We start from the raw sequence: 18,795 nt of genomic DNA on the forward strand, positions 1-18,795 counted from the left end.
TGTAGTTTTATCAATATGTCAAACGGTAGGCATTAACTGTTACCGCATAAAATTATTATATATGAACGATAATATAAGAAATATTGAGGACCGTTTAAATGATATTATTCGGAAAAACGAAGATTCAGTCAAAGGTTACGAAAAGGCTGTAGAGAATACCACTGAATTAGGATTGCAATCCTATTTTCGAAATAAGGCTCGTGAGCGACGTATATTTTTGGAAGAATTGAAATCCGTTGCTCCAGCTTTAAATACTAGGGATGAAATAGATGGTAGTACCTTAGGGGCATTACATAGAACATGGATGGATATTAAGGCCTTCTTTTCCGGTGATGATGAAGAGGCTATGTTGGAAGAAGCTATTAGAGGAGATAACGCGGCTATTGATGAATACAATGAAGTTTTAGTTGATGTTCGACTACCATCTGAAGCGGCTGCTGTAATAAGAAGACAGCGAGATCGGCTTAAAGAAGATCTACATCGAATAAAAACATTGGAAGACCTTAGGTGATTTTTGGCCTATTTAATAATGAATAAGGGCCCATTGGGGCCTTATTCATTATTAGAACAAGTGAAATTATTACTTATTTTAATGGCGATTTTTGTTCCAATTTATAAAGACTCATAATTGATGACCTTAAATTATCACTATGCTGACACAAAGGAATAAATGCTATATTTTTATTGAAACTCATTTACTATTCAAATGAGCACATTAAAATTTATATTAACATGTAATGGCTATAGTTGGAAATGTTATAAAGGGGTTTTTAGAACTAAGAGATGTACTGGTGACTACAAGAAACCCAGTATCAGAACAACGAAATGTATTGACGGATATCTTGGACAAGGCGAAAAATACGGCATTCGGGAAACATTACGACTTTGAAAAAATCTTGGTCTCAGAAAATACACCCCGTGCTTTTGCCGACCGGATTCCTTTTTTTGATTATAATAAAATGAATGGTGAATGGTGGCAAAAATTACATTCCGGACATACAGATGTGACCTGGCCCGGCAGTCCGGATTACTTTGCTGTTAGTTCTGGGACTACAGGAACAAAAAGCAAACGTATTCCTATAACCAATGAAATGATTAATTGCATTCAGGATACCGGGATTAAACAAATATATGCTCTTACTAATTTTAGTCTTCCAGCTGAATTTTTTGAAAAGGATATTTTAATGTTGGGAAGTTCGACCCAGTTACGAAAACTGGACGAATATGAGGAAGGCGAAATAAGCGGAATTAGTGCAAAAAGTATTCCTGTGTGGTTCAGAGGCTATTATAAGCCAGGAGAAGAAATTTCTAAAATAGACGGCTGGGAAAATAAAGTGCTAAAAATAGCAGAAGAAGCTCCTAATTGGGACGTTGGTGCTATAAGCGGAATACCCTCTTGGGTAGAACTGATGCTACAGGCAGTAATTGACTACCATAAACTGGATAATATTCACGCAATCTGGCCCAATCTACAAGTTTATACCTCTGGAGGGGTTGCTTTTGGTCCCTATAAAAAGAGTTTTAATGACTTATTGGGTAAAGACATTACAGTAATTGACACCTATTTGGCCTCGGAAGGTTTTATCGCCTTTCAATCGAGACCTGATACGGATGCTATGCAATTGGTTACCGATGGTGGAATTTACTTTGAGTTTGTACCTTTTAAACCTAAATATATTAATGAAGATGGGTCTTTAACTATTGATGCTCCATCAATTACGTTAGATAATGTTGAATTGGGTCAAGATTATGTCCTTATAATTAGTACAGTGGCTGGTGCTTGGCGATATATAATTGGTGATACTATTGAATTTACTAATTTGGAGAAAGCGGAAATTAGAATTACGGGAAGAACCAAATTTTTTCTAAACACCGTAGGATCGCAGCTTTCCGTGAATAAAATGGATGATGCAGCACAACATTTAGAAGATAAATTTTCAATGAGGATACCAGAGTATACCATTTGTGCGAAACGTATAAATGGAGATTTCCATCATATTTGGTATTTGGGTACTGAGAATGAGTGCAATGAAGTGGAAATTGCGGAAGAATTAGATAGATTTTTACAGGGTACCAATAAGAATTATCGGGTAGCTAGGTCCAAAGCTTTGAAAGGCATCAAGGTCAAAACAATAACTCCAAATATATTCTACGAATGGAACGGACTTAACAAGAAAAAAGGTGGTCAAGTCAAAATGGAACGTGTCATGGGAGAAAATAAATTTGCGGAATGGGAGAATTTTGTCCAACGTGCCATTTGATTTTATAATTAGTTCATTAAATCCCTATCATTAACAAGTTTCATAATTTCTTCAGGAGATAAATAATATTTTTTAATTCTAGCTTTATAAATTTCATCTATTTCGGAATTGTTAAGGATAAAGTTCTTAGTACTTAGAATATAACCTTCCATTCCATGATTTACGGCGTGGGTATCGGCTGCGCGTTCAACTTTCATTAAATATTTATCGGAAAACAAATATTTTATTGCAAACCATAATAGATTCAGGCTACTTCTGTTGCTATAGTCAATCACATGTCCCAATTCGTGACCTAACCAACCTATCATAACATCATTCGGGATATCGCTGGTAAGATACTCCTTGCCTGAAATCAATATTTTTTCACTAATTAAAATCTTATATTGACGCTTTTTCCTGGACTTAAAAAAGCTCCAAAAGTTTGGCTGAGCCAACATAGTGGATTTTTTTATATTATGCTTAAATTTAAAAGTAATACTTGTTTCATTAAGTTCAGTGAAGTGGGATAGAGCGATATTCGCCTGGTTGCTAATTGATTCGGGGATAACGTGCTGAGCAGTGGTAAATAAAGAATTCATGATTAATAACGGAAATAACAACTTAATACTCAAAACTAAGTTTTTGGTAAAAATTTGTTTTTGGGGATTAAATCTCACTTTAGTTATTTTAAAGTACATATGTCTTAGTAGATTGCTAAATTTCGAATGATTATCAAAGATACTTTCCCCTGATAAACCTTTGTACCAGGACGACAATTCAAAGAATTGCTTTGATGTCGAATGTTGTTAGTATTAAGAATGTAGTTTGGACTGATTAAAAGAGTTTTTCATTTAAAGATAATGGGAATTGAATAGATCTTATTATAGTTATTTATGTAAGCTCCCCCTAATTAGAACTGTTTAGTTTTCTAAAACTTCATTAAAGTTATTGTTTTTAATTCTTTTGGGACTAGTCCCAAAAGAATTAAGTTTCGCATATTTTACTGGTGGTATTTTACCTAGGGCATCGTGGGGCCTGTGATGATTGTAATCGTTCATCCAGATCTGTGTTTGCTCCCTTACCTGGTCGATATCCTCAAATATATATTTATTGAGGACCCCGCGCCGATAACTACCATTGAATCTTTCAACAAAAGCATTTTGGGTCGGCTTGCCCGGCTGGATATATTTGAATTCAATTTTATGCATCTGGCTCCAATCGTTCGTTAAATGGGCTATGAACTCCGGTCCATTATCCATTCGGATCTTCTTTGGTTTTCCTCTTTTATTGATAAGATGGTTCAATACCCAGACAATGCGGTTGCTGGGCAAAGAAAAATCAACTTCTATATGAAGTATTTCCCGTTTAAAATCATCGATGACGTTAAATGATCTGAAGCGTCTCTTGTTCTCCAAAACATCGGTTACAAAATCCATGCTCCAGGTATGGTTTAGTTCATCGGGGACCTCCAAGGGTTCCTTTATCCTTGCAGGTAAGCGTTTCTTTATCTTTCTTCTCAAAGGCAGTCCAAGGGCCTTGTACACACGATGGACACGTTTATGGTTCCATGGTCTGCCTTCATTGCGTAAACGGTCATAAGACTTCCAAAAGCCTTCCTCTGAGTGTTCCTTCGCTTTTTGTTGTAATGCCTCTTCTATCTCGGTATCGTCTTTTGGCAAAGGTTTGTAATAGTAAACGCTCTTACTCATATTCAATACACGGCACGCCCTACTGATGCCGTAATGAATAAGCTCCTTGGTCATCGTCCTTTTACGGCAAGGCTTTAGAGCTTTTTTTCAATGATCTCTTTTGCCATCTGATGATCCAGTGCCAAGGTCGCATACATCTGTTTGAGTTTACGGTTCTCCTCCTCAAGCTCTTTAAGTCGTTTGAGTTCCTTGGAATTCATGCCTGCATATTTAGAGCGCCACTTGTAAAAAGCAGCGGAACTGACGCCATGCTCACGACTGATCTGGTCCACACTCTTACCATTATCGAACTCCTTTAAAATCTTTGCAATCTGCGTGGGTGAAAATTTGCTCTTTCTCATACTGTTTAAAATTAAGATTATTATTCTACTTTTAAACAGTTCGGTTTTAAGGGAAGCTTACAATACATCTGCGATTGGATGTGAAATCCAACTAGAATTTTTATCGGCCAGCTTTTCTAATTTAAGAGTTCTTTTTTCATTATTTATATTTTGAAAGTAAATTTCTCCTTCTAAGGAAATTTGATTGGCCACATGATTAGCCGTTACTAGATAGGTGTCGAGGTCCTTACTTACAAAAAATCCTGACCCTGTCACGGCATATTTAAAAGGTTTTATCTTCCCAGATGAGATTTCTTTAATGTATATTTCATAATTGTTTTCCTTCTTTACTACTGAATCTTTGAGAAAAACGATAGAATTAAAAAAAATTCTTTCATCTCCATCTTCACCCTGACCTAAAGCCTCTAGGCAATTAGATATACAGATTAGGAATATTATTGTATATGTTAGCTTCATTTTTACTTTTGGTTATTTAGCTTATATAAAATTATTCTCTTGTTTGATAGAGCCACAATTTTACTTTATGTACTCTATATCTTAAACCCTTGTAATATGTTGCCCTTGAAATCTCAACACGTTCGCATATTTCTTTCACTGAAAGTTTTCCGTCCTTGAAATACTGTTCACAAATTATCATATTTATGGACTTTATTTTTCTTGAGAAATCTGTGGATGTCATTTTTTTCGTTTACCCCTGTTGTACTAATAGCACTTATATTCTTCTTATAATAAGTATGATATAGTTAACTCGTGAAGATTTTTATTTTACAGTTCTCGCGGAACAAGGATATTGAATTTAGCTAAAATCCATCCCAGAGGACAAGTCAATCTTATTTGGTGAAGCGGCATCACTGACCTTTCCAAATTTGTGTTCAACAACTAATTGTTCCACTAAGTTATCAGGAAGGTCATTAAGGAAATACGTATCGGCATCGTCGGTCTTGGAATCCTTAATGATCGGTATTGCCCGCTGGTGCACCGCAGAAATTGAGGCTGTATTTCGGGTTAGAATCAATCTGTTCTTTGCACGTGTCATGGCAACATATAGAACGCGTCTATCTTCTTCGATTTCAGCAAGATTATCCAATGACCATGCTGATGGAAATGCTTTTGGGGATACGTTTAACACAATACAGACATCCGCCTCCAAGCCTTTGGCTGAATGGATAGTTGATATAATAACATGGTCTTTGTTCTCTGCAGTAATTAGCTTAGACTCACTAAGAACATTCATACCGTTCATATTTTCAGAATTATCTAGAAGACCTTCTCCAATAAACTCGCCAAGGGTCGGATAACTTTTTGCCAGTAATTTAAGAACTGGAAAATCCCCTCTCCTTTTTTCGTTCCAATCACGCCTATATCGAAATGCCAGACCTAACGACATTGCTTCATATGCGGTATCTACCATTTCACCTACATCGCTTTTGGATTTTATCGATTCGTAAAGCTTGGCTATTTTGCTACCATCCACTCCTGGCATGGCATTTTGAAGAATATTCGGAATATCATCCTTTTCAACATTTTCTATGACCTGTTGAAGTATTCGCGATGCCCGAACTTCCCCGACTCCCTCTTGAAAGGTCAAAAACCGCATCCATGCAATTTCGTCATATGGATTATTTACAATTCGTAGCAGAGAGACCAAATCTTTGATATGCGCGGCCTGCATGAACTTACGCCCACCATAGGTGACATATGGAATCTTCCTTCGAATGAAAACGGCCTGAAGTGATTTGGAGTAATATTGAGACCGGGCCAATACCAAATGGTCAGAGAATGTGCGGTCCTGATGTGTGAAATTATTTAATATCTCGTCTGCAACCCAATTGGCCTCTTGCCATTCGTCACTAACATTTACAAGCCGTGGCAACTCTCCAGAACCGCGAATCGATTGTAATTTCTTATCATAGTTTATCGGAGACTTTTCCAATAACCAATTGGATATATCTAAAATCTCCTGAGTAGAGCGATAGTTTTTTTCCAATTTGTAGACCTCGGAATCCGGGACCCTTTCCTTGAAAAGATGTACGTTCTTAAAATCGGCTCCACGAAAAGAATAAATAGATTGCGCATCATCACCAACACAAAATAACTTACAAATGCTGACAAACGGGTCCAACAGCTCCCATTGTAACGGATTGGTATCCTGCATTTCATCCACTAGTAGATAATCCAAATGTTGTGCTAGAATGGTTCGCGCTTCAGGGTTAGTTCGCAACTGTGTGGAAACAACCAACAGCAGGTCATCATAATCCAGATATCGTTGTTCCCTTTTTTTAAATTGATATGCCCTTAAAATATTTTCGACATGTGGTTTTATTGTGGAGATCTCAAAGTCGGTGTCGGCGTCCTTCTTATTCTTAAAGAGTTTAATCCGCAAACTTTCCGTTAAACTTTTTTTTGTATTTCGGGCCAAGGAATATAAATCGATAAGTTGTTGCGGTTTTATTCGAAGTTTTCCGAAATCGAGATTCTGGTTTCCACATACCATTTTCATAATACTAAGCTGATCATCTGGGTCTATAACTGTAAACGCTGCTGCGCCGAATAAATTCGGAAAGCGCACGATCAATTGGTTGCACCAAGAATGAAAAGTAGCACCGCCTAGAGAGTTTCCATCGGATTGCGGTAATGTTGCTTTGACCCTTTCGACAATTTCGTTCGCAGCCTTTTTGGTGAATGTGAGTATCTGTATTTTCGATGGGTCTATTCCTGATTGTATAAGATATGCTGCCCGCGCAATTATAGTTTTTGTTTTTCCTGTTCCAGCACCAGCTAGTACCAGCAGATGTCCGCCATCGAATTCGACCGCTTTTCTTTGCCCATCGTTAAGTGTATCTGGAATGTTCATAGTAGTACTAAATTAAAATTACCGTTAATCATCGAATACTGGGGAGCTCTTCAAACTTAAAATTATTTGATTACACAAGATGCTCTTATAAAAAATTGTTTTAACGCAGCGAGGATAAGTATAACATTAAATTCAAGAGAAAGACCATCAGTGGACAAACTCCTGTGGCACCACTAATTTAATGGATTTAGGGTTGGCATTCAAATAACTGCTAATGATACGCATGGTATGATACGTGTTTTTTCTAGCTGTTAAGAACGTCTCCAAATCATCAAGACCTTCAATGCCCTGATCTCTGTCGAAAAAGCCGTATCCTTGATATATGCTGTCCTTGACCAAGACAAAACTATGTTCTTCCTGCGTACGGCCTTTACAGATAATGGCATAATTATCCCTGTTCTTATGAAGCTCGGAAATAGCCCGTTTGGCTCGAATGTTATAAATTGCCACGGACTCTTTTCCCTCGCAGACCTTGTGGCAATCTTTGATTTCATAATGGGAGCAACCCTCCTTACTGCTTTGTAGCGCAGTAAACCGCGGACATAGGGTAAATTCCTCACAGATTTGCCTTAATCTGGCAACAGCCTCCTCACGCCTGTAAAATGTAACGGCTCCCAAATCAGCTGCGGTTTTTCTATCGATTGCAAATTGGATGATACCTTTTCTGTTTATGTAATGTATTATACAATAGGGTGCCCTTAGTTTCTTTTGAGTAACGTTGAACATCGGATAATGGTTCTGAATCTCATCCGCTTCCAGAAGCAATGCGATAAGTTCATTTCCAGTTTCTAGAAAGTCTATGGTTGCGGTCGCTTGACAAAGGTCGTATTCCTTATTTTTTTTATCATAGAAATGACTGAGCACCCTTTCCCTGATTCGGATGGCCTTACCTACGTATATAATCTTATCATGTCTGTTCTTAAAATAATAGACACCAGGACGCTGCGGAAGGCCCTCTAAAATCTCCCTATCGATATTCGGAGCCAAGGTGGTCTTTCTTGAATTTAAATAAGAATCGAACACGATACCCCCGTCATCTAGGCTCATCAGACGCTGAAATAATATGACGGTAGCATCAGTATCGCCTTCGGCCCTATGTCGGTTGACGAGTGGAATTCCCAAGGTCGAACAGAGGCGTCCCAGGCTATACGATAACATTCCCGGCATTAATTTTTTCGCGAGTCGTACGGTACAGAGTCTTTGGCGACTGTAGTTATAACCTAGGTATCGAAATTCAGAGCGTAGCACCGAATAATCAAAGGTTACATTATGCGCAACGAACACGGCATCCTCAGTAATTTCTATGATTTTTGCAGCTATCTCTTCGAAGAGTGGGGCAGTTCGTACCATATCATCATCTATTCCTGTCAGACCTGTAATGAAGTTGGGAATTCGAACTTGGGGATTTACCAATGATGTAAACTTATCCAATATTGTGTTCTCGTTCATACGAACGATGCAAATTTCAGTAATACGATTATTTCGAATGCCCTTTCCAGCTGTCTCGATATCGACGACTACATAGTCCATTTTGTTAAAATTTTATTTCGTGCCGTAAAAATACTATAATCAATGGAAATAATCCATAATTTTGGACATTTTCCAATAATTATTAAAATAGAGCAAATGGACTATCCAAATCTGATACATTTAGAAGAAGAAATTAAGGTTTTACTTGACTATAGAATGGCGGACTACCATTATGAGCAAGTTATAGTAGAGGCTTATTATGCAATGGATAAGACCGTGATGTGCCGCATTGAATTATATGGGTCAAAAACCACTATAACACAGCGGTTGGCCAAATATGAAGCTATGCTAACAGAGGGATTCTATTACGAAGCAGAACAAAGGTTAATAGGTCAATTGGAGCTTAAGGAAGCCAAATATGTAATTGAAGATTATGGATAATTGACTATGGAAAGAGCGATAGTACATATGGATATGCATGATTATTACATTGCATGCGAACGTTTGGCAAATTCATCCCTGAAGGGAATGCCCCTTATCATCGGGGGTGGTACGAATAGAGGGACGGTTGCCGCCTGCTCTATAGAAGCGTCAAGGTTTGGTGTTCGGGTTTCGATGCCTACTGCTTATGCGCAAAGGTTATGTCCCAATGCGACCATACTTAAAGGGGATTATGGCTCATACACCAATAAATCAAAGGAGCTTACCGAAATAATAAAGGAACATGCCCCGGTGGTCGAGAAATCATCGATTCATTCCTTCTATTTGGATATTACCGGAATGGACCGTTTTTTTGGCTGTTATGATTGGACAAAGGAACTCTCGGTACAGATTTCAAAAATGTCTGGCCTTGACCCTTCCTGGGCGTTGTCGGTCAATAAAACAGTTTCAAAAATTGGAGTGGTCGGCACCACTCCCAAAATGCCAAGACTTTTAAAGCAGGGAGAAGTGCAGAATTTCTTGAATCCATTACCGATTCAAAGATTGCCCAATATTGGTGACACTACTTTCCAATTATTATCAAGAATAGGAATACGACAAATAGGTAAAGTCTCTGAAATGCCACCGATGGTTCTACAGAAAATGCTGGGAAAAAGGGGCAATTTAATTTGGCAGCATGCAAACGGTATTGATAGTGAACCGGTAAAACCTTATTCAGAAAAGAGAGCGGTCTATCAGGAACACGATTTTGACATGGATTGTATAGATATCCAAGTTATAAAATCTCAACTAATGGCCATGGTGGAACAATTAGCTTTTAAGCTAAGACAGGATAACCTAGTGACCGCAAAGGTAATTGTCAAGGTCAAATATAACAACCTTGATACGGAAACCAAACAGTCAAAAATAGGCTACACTTCCTTGGACCATATTCTAAAAAAAGAAGTACAGCTATTATTTTTTAAATTATATCATAGAAGAATGCGCCTTGTAAAGGTCGGTGTACGCTTTTCTGATATCGTATCGGGATCCCATCAAATCAACTTGTTTGAGGATACTAGTGAAATACTATCGTTATATCATGCATTGGATTCCATACGGAACAAATATGGCATGAATGCAGTAGGAACTTCTTCAGCCTTTCAAAATTACCGGACCAAATGAAAATGTTTCTTAACTGCCATTCATACCATAGTCTAAGGTACGGCACAATCCCATTGGAGGAACTAGTAGACCTAGCAGCAAAAATGGGTGTGGTTACCTTGGGGCTGACCGATATCAATACGGTAACTGGTATTTACGACTTTATTCGGATGTGCGATGCAAAAAAAATTAAACCCATAGTGGGTATCGAATTTCGCAATAATGATGAAAAGCTTTATACCGGCCTTGCAAAGAACACAAAGGGAATCGCCGAACTTTGTGAATTCTTGACAAATTATAATCTCAGCGATAAGCCGCTTCCCAATATAGCCCCGAAATTTAAAAATGCATTTATAATTTATCCGCTATCCAATGCTCCAGTAAGTTTGGAAAAGAATGAATTTCTTGGTGTCAATGGATTTGAAACCACCCAATTGATTAAACCGATATATCAAAAATTACTAAGAAAAACTGTAGCGTTTCAATCCGTGACCATTCGTAGCGATGACGAATTCAAGCTTCATAAAACGCTGAGATGTATCGACCATAACATTTTGTTATCACAGTTACCGAAGGATGCCCATTGCCATCCTTCGGAGGTTATGGATACTACGCATACTCTAGAGGATCAGTTTTCTAGATATTCTGGTATTATCCGCAATGCGGAGAAGTTGGCCGAACGCTGTAATTTCACATTCGACTTTACGGTACCTAGAAATAAAAAACTGTACACAGGCAGTAAGTCCGGGGATATGTTACTGTTGGGTCAGTTGGCCGAGGATGGAATTGTAAGGCGTTATGGCGCAAAGAACGAGGATGCTAAAGTCCGGATGAAAAAGGAGCTTAAGGTTATAGGCGAACTTAACTTTACAGGATACTTTTTGATTACATGGGATATTATAAGATATAGTCAAAGTAGAGGATTTATGCATGTTGGACGAGGAAGCGGTGCGAATAGTATTGTAAGCTATGCCCTTGGAATTACGGATATCTGCCCCATTGAACTTGATTTATATTTTGAGCGTTTTTTAAACGAAAATAGAAAAAGCCCTCCCGATTTTGATATAGATTGGTCTTGGCAAGAACGGGATGAAATCCTTGATTATATATTCAAGAGATTCTCTCCGGGCCACGTAGCATTCTGTGGGACAATTGTAGAATTTAAACATCGTTCTATAATGCGTGAATTGGGCAAAGTCTATGGTCTGCAAAAAACAGAGCTGGACCAGTTGTCCAACAAGGGTTTGCAATCTGGCGGAACGGATTCGGTCGTTGATCGTGTGGCCACTCTTGGTGCTATGCTTTTGGGATTTCCAAATCAAAGAAGTATGCATGCTTGTGGTGTAATAATATCTGAAGAACCGATAACTAATTTCTCTGCCTTAGAGATAAAGCCGAAGGGCTTTCCAATCGTTCAATTTGATATGCACATTGCCGAAGATATCGGGTTCGAGAAGTTCGATATTCTAAGCCAACGAGGATTGGGAACTATAGCCGATACAGTAGAACTGGTTAAAGAGAACAAGGGTATCAGCATTGCTATTGAACAGGTCAATTCCTTTAAGGTCGATATCCAATGCAATAGCAACCTACAAAATGGAAACACCTTAGGTTGTTTTTATATAGAAAGCCCAGCTATGCGTGGGCTTCTTAGAAGATTAAAATGTAATGATTATCAGACCTTGGTGGCAGCTTCTAGCATTATTCGCCCAGGGGTAGCGAAAAGTGGTATGATGAAAGAGTATATTTTTCGCCACAATAACCCCAATTGCTTTGAGTATTTCCATGAAGTATTTGAAGAGTTTTTAGGCGATACTTATGGAATAATGGTATATCAGGAGGATGTAATAAAAATCGCCCTTCATTATGGGGGTCTTGAACCAACCTACGGAGATATTTTACGAAGAGCCATAAGTGGTAAATCGCGCTCTAAAAAAGAGATTGAAAGTTTAAAATATAAGTTCTTTGAATCCTGTAAAAAACGTGGCCATGACGAACAATTAAGTTTGGAAGTTTTTAGGCAAATCGAAAGCTTTGCGGGGTACTCCTTTTGCAAGGCACATTCCGCGTCATATGCGGTAGAAAGTTATCAAAGCCTCTACCTTAAAACCTACTACGGAATTGAATTTATGGTCTGTGCCATAAATAATGGTGGTGGTTTTTACCGTACGGAAATTTATGTCCATGAAGCAAAGCGTTCTGGTGGTACCGTGCATGTACCTTGTGTGAACAATAGCGAACTACAGACTTGTCTGAAGGGCGAGGATATCTATCTTGGATTCGGTCTTATAAAATCTATGGATGAAAAATTAACAGTCCAGTTGGTTGAGGAAAGAAAGGCGAATGGCGGCTTTACTTCCTTGGAAAATTTCCTATCGCGAACAGCCATCGGCGGTGAGACCTTACAAACTTTGATATTTGTTGGTGCTTTTCGGTTTACCGGTAAACCGAAAAGCGACCTTATAATTATTGCCAAAATGTTGGAATCTGGGGAGGTTTCGAAGTCACCTATGCTACTCATAGAGGAGCCAATACAAGAATATACATTTCCGGTTATGGAGCGCAATATTTTCGAGGATGCATTCGATGAAATAGAGATACTCGGATTTTCGGTATCGCTCTCTCCTTTTGAGCTCTTAAAAACAAAGTATCGCGGGGATGTAATGAACAACCAACTGCTTGATAATTATAAAAAAACGGTACGCATGTTGGCCTATCTGGTATCTACAAAGCAAGTGCCCACCATGAATGGCAACATGTATTTCGGGACCTGGATAGACAGTAATGGGGATTACTTCGATACCGCCCATTTCGCGACCACTTTAAAAAATTATCCATTTAAAGGTGGGGGCTGCTATCTACTGCTTGGCACTGTAGAGGTCGATTTCCATTTTCCTACCGTAGTAATATCCAAGATGGAAAAAATGCCCTTTGTTCCAGACCCTCGATACGAGAACGGTAGTGATAGAGATTATAAAGTACATGAGAGACTAAAAGAAGATAGGAGTATTACGCACCGAGCCCCATATCCACAGGAAATAAGTTTGCCACGTTCCAGAATGACATAATTACATAGCTGGGTGAAATGTTGAGTAATTTAGAACAAGTTGCCCAGCTTATTAAACTCCAGAAAGTCAACTTGAGTAATCGGAACTTGAGAATTCTTTTCTCTAAATTTAGGTTGCGGAGTAATTTTTTTTGCTTTTAGGGCAAAGTAATCTTTCCCTTATTCCAAAACTTTTGACTTTTATGTTAGAAAATTTGTTTTAAATGTTTGTGTCTAGCAAATAACGAATTACTTCCCTTGAATAGGCCAAATGCATACAAATTCATATTCGCCAAAGTCAATTGGCCCGATTCCAAGCATCAAGGAGGAAATATGTCTATAGCCGATCTGTAATCCTTATCACTTAAGAGGGAATCATACTCTAACCCTTAGATACTCTTTATGAACCTCAATTTATATGGTTCAAATAATATAATTAAGCAATCTTACTCAAATATAGGTCTAGCTTCTCTATAGATTCTCTCGAAATTAGTTTCTAGATCAGACTTAGAAAATTCTTTGGTAGGTTTAGGAAGACCCCGGTGAATGGCCTGTAATTTAAATTGCACCTTTTTGTCCTTTCCATCTGCATAGGTAATAAATTCGCCTTGTTCCAATAGAAAAAACACATCCGCTCTAATTTTCGGATTCTCCATATATCGAGGTGTTATGGGATTCACCCTATGAATGATCATATCAAATGATATCACTTTAAATGGGAAAATAGTGTTCTAAAGGAATCACACTTTCTTAGATTTTTTCCAAATGAGATATTAAAAAAAGTTTTTGCATCCTTGCTTATATTGGATAATCTGTAATTTTTGGATGTATAATGGGTATTAACCCGACAAATTTATAATCTAAAAAATATGAAATCAGTTTGGAATGGTTCTGTAAGTTTTGGGCTTGTCTCGATTCCTATAAAAATGTATTCGGCATCAGAAAGTCGGGCACTAGATTTAGATATGCTCGACAAAAATGATAATGCACGAATAAGATATAAACGTGTGAACGAAATTACGGGTGAAGAAGTAGAGTGGAAAAATATTGTTAAAGGTTTTAAAAAGAATGATGCATATGTCATTTTAGAAAAGGAAGATTTTGAAAACGCAAATATCCAAAAAAGTAAGACCATCGATATAGAAGAATTTGTGGAAGAAACGGAGGTTGCAGATAGTTAGTGTATTATTTTGATCAGGAAAAATTTATCGAGAGGTTTGGGAATTGGCCCAACAACAATTTATTGGAGGAAGAATTGGAGTGTAGAATGGTCCATAAATCTGGGGAAATTGTTTTCCTGAATATCAAAATAAGTGAATCAAGAATAAATGATAAAGCTGTATTAACCGAATTGGATGGGGAAATCCAGGATATTACCACCCAAAAGAAGGTTTGGGAACAGATCGACCTGATAAATCCAGGTTATACTTCGGTATTACAAGCCGGCTATAATTGGTTGACCATAGTAGATATTGATGGAAACTATATTTATGTAAATAAGGCATTGGAAAAGGCTCTGGGATATTCATCCGAGGAGTTGATCGGCCAAAATATTTTTAGTTTTGTCCATGAATCGGATAATGGAAAAGCAGCAAATCATTTTTCAAAATTCATCAATAATAAACCTTTCGTTTCCAAGCCATTTAGATTTCGGTGCAAAAACGGTTCCTGGAGGTGGATAGAGATATTGATGGTAGATCTGTATGGCGATCCTATGATTCAAGGTATTGTGATTAATGCCCGTGATATAACTGAAAGGGTACTGATTAATAAGGAAATTAAAGCTTCGGAAGAAAAACACCGCCTACTTTTTAATACGAGTCCTTTCCCCAAATACATTCTAGAACCGAACAGTTTCAAAATTGTAGATGTCAACGATGCCATGATGCAGTTCTACGGCTATACTAGAGAAGAGTTGCTGACAATGTCAGCAAAAGATCTAAGGCCAAATGAAGAGATAGATAAATTGGTGCAGGCGTCAAAGACTTTCAATTTCAGACAGGGACCATGAAATCCGGAATATACACCCATAAAAAGAAAGACGGGGAATTGGTAAAAATGGAAATTGTTGGACAGCACTTGGTTTTGGATCAAATTAAATGTATTCTAGTCACCTGTAATGACGTGACCGACAGGGAAGCATATTTAAACAACCTTAAACAATCGGAACTTAAGCTCAAGAGTGCAACTACAATTGCGAAACTGGGCTATTGGAGTGTTGATCCGATTGATTTATCCTTTGTTTGTTCAGATGAGTTCTATAAAATTTGGGGAAGAAATCCAGAAACTTTTAACTTTAGTTTTGAAACTTTTAAGGACACCATCCATCCTGAAGACAAGGATGTGCTGACAAGTGAAAATGATAAGGCCATTTTACAAAAAAGGAAGTATGAGGTTGTCTATAGGATTACACTGCCCGACAACTCCATAAAATGGATACAGCATGTGGGGCAACCGATTAATGGACCCGACGGTAATTATACAAAACTTGAGGGCACCGTTCAGGACATCACAGATTTGAAGTCGACCCAATTGCAAATTGAAAAAACCAATGAAGAAAAGAACAATATCCTCGAAAGCATTGGTGATGCCTTTATTTCTGTGGACCATAATTGGACGGTTACGTATTGGAACAGCGTCGCAGAGAAAGTATTGATGGTAGAAAAGGATGATATAATGGGCAAGAACTTGTGGAACGTAATGGAAAACCACATCGATTCCAAAGCATTTCTGAAATACTATAAATCGATATATTCTGGAAATACGATCTACTTTCAGGATTATTTCTCAAGTTTCAATAAATGGTTGGAGGTCAGTGCCTATCCCTCGGAAAACAACTTGTCATTGTACATTAGGGATATTAGTGATAAACAACACAGTGAATTTGCCATTCAAAAACAAAATGACAAACTAAGGGAAATAGCTTGGACGCAATCACATGTCGTTAGAGCCCCATTAGCACGATTGATGGGTGTGGTGGATTTGTTCCGCGAAGGTTTGCTCGATGAGAATGAAAAAAAACCAATGCTCGATCATATATATACCTCTGCAATTGAACTGGACGATATTATACAGGAAATTGTATCCAAATCCCAATCGGTAATTTCAAATGAATAGAGTAGAATGCTTTTTGTCCGATATGTGCAAAATATAAAGGACGGGCCAACTGGGACCGTCCCTTATATTAGATTCCAAATTAATATGAAATAATCGGTCTAGTACTCGACCCGCATTTTCTTCGCCACCTGCACCATGCTGACCAAGGCCAGTTTTGTTTCTGGCCAGTCCCTTGTCTTTAAGCCACAATCCGGATTGACCCATAAATTATCTATTGGTAAAAGCTTAGCAGCCTTTTTCAATAATTGTTCCATTTCCTTCATGTCCGGTACTCTGGATGAATGGATATCATATACCCCAGGTCCGATTTCATTGGGATATTTGAATTGGACAAAGGCGTCCAGTAATTCCATTTCGGATCTAGAGGTTTCTATGGTAATTACATCCGCATCCATATCCGCAATGTTTTGTATTATATCATTAAACTCGGAATAGCACATATGGGTGTGGATCTGTGTACTATCCTTTACTCCACTTGAAGCCACCCGGAAACATTCTACGGCCCAATCTAAATAGGAGTTCCAATACTCTTGTCTTAGGGGGAGCCCTTCCCTTATAGCCGGTTCATCAATTTGTATGATCTTTATTCCTGCTTTTTCCAGATCCATGACTTCATCCCTAATGGCCAAAGCTATTTGTTTACAGGTTGTGTACCTGGGTTGGTCATCCCTTACAAAGGACCATTGCAATATGGTCACAGGACCAGTGAGCATGCCCTTTACGGGCTGATTTGTCAAGGATTGGGCGTAAGAGGTCCACTCGACTGTCATTGGTACTTCCCTATGCACATCCCCATATATTATGGGTGGTTTTACACATCGACTACCATAACTTTGTACCCATCCTTTAGCCGAAAACGCAAATCCCTTAAGTCTCTCCCCAAAATACTCTACCATGTCATTTCTTTCGAATTCGCCGTGAACCAGCACGTCCAATCCTATATCTTCCTGAAAACGGATCGTATTTTCGGTTTCCCTTTTTATAAAGTCATCATACTCCTTTTGGGTTATCTCATTTCTTTTGAGTCTACTGCGCCAACTTCTAACCTCTTGTGTCTGTGGAAATGATCCAATGGTGGTTGTGGGAAATATTGGAAGATTTAAATCCTGTTTTTGCTTTTTTTGGCGGATACTAAAGTTGTTGTTGCGCTTGCTCCATGCATCCGTCAATGATCCGACTCTTTGTTTGGTCGGCGCGTGATGAACCAATTCTGAGTTCTTTTTTTCTATAAAAAGGAGTCTGTTCTTGACCAGTTCAATGGCAGCTTCCTCCGTTGGAATATCAGATGCCAATTGGCTTAGGACTGCCAATTCCCTAAGCTTTTGCTTTGAGAAGGCCATCCATTGTTTAACTATTTTTGGCAGACTCTCTTCATTGTTTTCTTGGGCCAGATCGTATGGTGTATGCAAAAATGAACAGGAACTGGCAATCCAAACCTTGTCCTTGCCCAAACATTGTTGGGCCTTGTCTATCAATTTAAGGGAGGCATCAAAGTTGTTTCTCCAAATATTTCTGCCATCCACTACCCCTAAGGAAAGTATCTGTTTTCCAGTGTACAATGTCGACTCCAAAATGTCATCCAATTGTAATGGACATCTCACTAGATCCAAGTGCAATGCATGCACCGGAAGTTGCAGCGCAGTTTCTAAATTGTCGCCATAGCAGTCAAAGTAGTTGGTCAGAATTATTTTTAAGTGAGGAAATTTTAATGCAATGGAATTATAAAGGTCGTTTAGCTTATTGCGCTCTTTGTCTTTTAGGTTTAAAGCTAAACATGGCTCATCCAGTTGAATGTATTCTGCTCCTGCAGAGTATAATTGCTCCAACAGTTCATAAAATACAGGCAATAAAGATTCCAACAGGTCCAAACGGTGGAACCCTTCTTCTTTTTCTTTTCCAAGATATAAATAGGTAAACGGTGAAATCAGCACGGGTTTGGTCCATATGCCTAGGGAAAGGGCCTCCTTGTATTCAGTGATTACTTTGGTGGAATTTAGGTGGAACTGTTGATTCTTTTGGAACTCCGGAACAATGTAATGATAGTTGGTATCGAACCACTTGGTCATTTCCATAGCCGTAACGTCGTATCCATCTTTTTGAAAGCCCCTAGCCATGGCAAAGTAAAGATCCAGATCCGATTTGTCTTTTTTGATCTCTGAATATCTCTCAGGAATACAGCCATAGGTCATAGTGGCATCCAATACTTGGTCGTAAAAGGAAAAATCATTGGAAGGAATTAAATCTGTACCGGACAATTGCATAGTTCTCCAGTTTTCCTCACGGATGATTGTACCGGCCTGTATTAATTCCTGTACATTAATACCTCCGTTCCAATATTTTTCCAAGGACTTTTTTAATTCTCTGTTGGCCCCTATTCTTGGAAAGCCTAAAAGGTTTGTCTTCATTTTATTTAGATTTCATAATTCTCGGCAAA

At 38.3% G+C, this 18,795-nt stretch carries 15 protein-coding genes and 1 pseudogene; 8 read left to right on the forward strand and 8 right to left on the reverse strand.

The features are described from left to right. Positions 1-61 precede the first annotated feature (61 nt). Both KO529_RS14235 and KO529_RS14240 read left to right on the forward strand, forming a co-directional pair. Positions 62-511: a ferritin-like domain-containing protein gene (locus tag KO529_RS14235; RefSeq protein ID WP_215948527.1), complete on the forward strand. Its 450-nt coding sequence runs from the start codon at positions 62-64 to the stop codon at positions 509-511. A gap of 226 nt (positions 512-737) precedes the next feature. Continuing rightward, a complete protein-coding gene (locus KO529_RS14240; RefSeq protein ID WP_215948528.1) occupies positions 738-2,261 on the forward strand; it encodes a GH3 family domain-containing protein in 1,524 nt (507 codons plus the stop codon). 8 nt (positions 2,262-2,269) lie between these two features. Here the strand turns inward: KO529_RS14240 and KO529_RS14245 are convergent, their stop codons facing one another. From KO529_RS14245 to KO529_RS14265, 6 genes are all read right to left on the reverse strand, one after another. Further along, positions 2,270-2,917 (reverse strand): hypothetical protein, encoded by a 648-nt coding sequence (locus tag KO529_RS14245; RefSeq protein ID WP_354667781.1) that lies wholly within the window; start codon positions 2,915-2,917, stop codon positions 2,270-2,272. A gap of 243 nt (positions 2,918-3,160) precedes the next feature. Beyond that, positions 3,161-4,290, reverse strand: a protein-coding gene (locus tag KO529_RS14250) for an IS3 family transposase (RefSeq protein ID WP_215948529.1) whose coding sequence is annotated in 2 segments (ribosomal slippage) — positions 3,161-4,029 and positions 4,029-4,290 — 1,131 coding nt in all. Because the reading frame shifts where the segments join, the coding sequence is not laid out codon by codon here. 57 nt (positions 4,291-4,347) lie between these two features. Then, positions 4,348-4,746 (reverse strand): hypothetical protein, encoded by a 399-nt coding sequence (locus KO529_RS14255; protein ID WP_215948530.1) that lies wholly within the window; start codon positions 4,744-4,746, stop codon positions 4,348-4,350. Between the two features lie 31 nt (positions 4,747-4,777). Beyond that, positions 4,778-4,969, reverse strand: coding sequence for a helix-turn-helix domain-containing protein (locus KO529_RS23680; protein WP_354667782.1), 192 nt, complete (start codon positions 4,967-4,969; stop codon positions 4,778-4,780). Positions 4,970-5,086: 117 nt separating this feature from the next. Further along, positions 5,087-7,144 carry an ATP-dependent helicase gene (locus KO529_RS14260; RefSeq protein ID WP_215948531.1) on the reverse strand — a complete coding sequence of 686 codons (2,058 nt, stop codon included), beginning with the start codon at positions 7,142-7,144 and terminating at the stop codon, positions 5,087-5,089. 147 nt (positions 7,145-7,291) lie between these two features. After that, entirely contained in the window at positions 7,292-8,674 is a 1,383-nt protein-coding gene (locus KO529_RS14265; RefSeq protein ID WP_215948532.1) for an exonuclease domain-containing protein, read from the reverse strand. Positions 8,675-8,716: 42 nt separating this feature from the next. Here KO529_RS14265 and KO529_RS14270 point away from each other — a divergent pair, with 42 nt between their 5' ends. From KO529_RS14270 to dnaE, 3 genes are read left to right on the forward strand one after another with little or no spacing between them, the layout of a single operon-like run. After that, positions 8,717-9,055: a hypothetical protein gene (locus KO529_RS14270; protein WP_215948533.1), complete on the forward strand. Its 339-nt coding sequence runs from the start codon at positions 8,717-8,719 to the stop codon at positions 9,053-9,055. A 6-nt stretch (positions 9,056-9,061) separates the two neighbouring features. Continuing rightward, positions 9,062-10,219 carry a DNA polymerase Y family protein gene (locus KO529_RS14275; RefSeq protein ID WP_215948534.1) on the forward strand — a complete coding sequence of 386 codons (1,158 nt, stop codon included), beginning with the start codon at positions 9,062-9,064 and terminating at the stop codon, positions 10,217-10,219. 2 nt (positions 10,220-10,221) lie between these two features. Then, a complete protein-coding gene (gene dnaE, locus KO529_RS14280; RefSeq protein ID WP_215948584.1) occupies positions 10,222-13,266 on the forward strand; it encodes a DNA polymerase III subunit alpha in 3,045 nt (1,014 codons plus the stop codon). A gap of 424 nt (positions 13,267-13,690) precedes the next feature. Here dnaE and KO529_RS14285 read toward each other — a convergent pair. After that, positions 13,691-13,897: pseudogene (locus KO529_RS14285) on the reverse strand (type IV secretory system conjugative DNA transfer family protein); the annotation flags it as partial. A gap of 216 nt (positions 13,898-14,113) precedes the next feature. Between KO529_RS14285 and KO529_RS14290 the strand changes: the two are divergent. The 3 genes from KO529_RS14290 to KO529_RS14300 all read left to right on the forward strand — a co-directional run bounded on the left by KO529_RS14290 (position 14,114) and on the right by KO529_RS14300 (position 16,361). Next, on the forward strand, positions 14,114-14,425 hold the full coding sequence (locus KO529_RS14290) for a Ku protein (protein WP_252734405.1): 312 nt from the start codon (positions 14,114-14,116) through the stop codon (positions 14,423-14,425). Positions 14,426-14,511: 86 nt separating this feature from the next. Further along, on the forward strand, positions 14,512-15,255 hold the full coding sequence (locus KO529_RS14295; RefSeq protein WP_215948535.1) for a PAS domain-containing protein: 744 nt from the start codon (positions 14,512-14,514) through the stop codon (positions 15,253-15,255). Beyond that, complete coding sequence (locus KO529_RS14300) at positions 15,252-16,361, forward strand: PAS domain-containing protein (protein ID WP_215948536.1); 1,110 nt, start codon at positions 15,252-15,254, stop codon at positions 16,359-16,361. The genes KO529_RS14295 and KO529_RS14300 overlap by 4 nt, the downstream gene beginning before the upstream one ends. A 98-nt stretch (positions 16,362-16,459) precedes the next feature. Here KO529_RS14300 and metE read toward each other — a convergent pair whose 3' ends face one another. Beyond that, entirely contained in the window at positions 16,460-18,766 is a 2,307-nt protein-coding gene (metE, locus tag KO529_RS14305; protein ID WP_215948537.1) for a 5-methyltetrahydropteroyltriglutamate--homocysteine S-methyltransferase, read from the reverse strand. Positions 18,767-18,795: the final 29 nt, after the last annotated feature.

The organism is Arenibacter algicola (assembly GCF_018860365.1).
In the GTDB taxonomy this organism is placed as follows: domain Bacteria; phylum Bacteroidota; class Bacteroidia; order Flavobacteriales; family Flavobacteriaceae; genus Arenibacter; species Arenibacter algicola_B.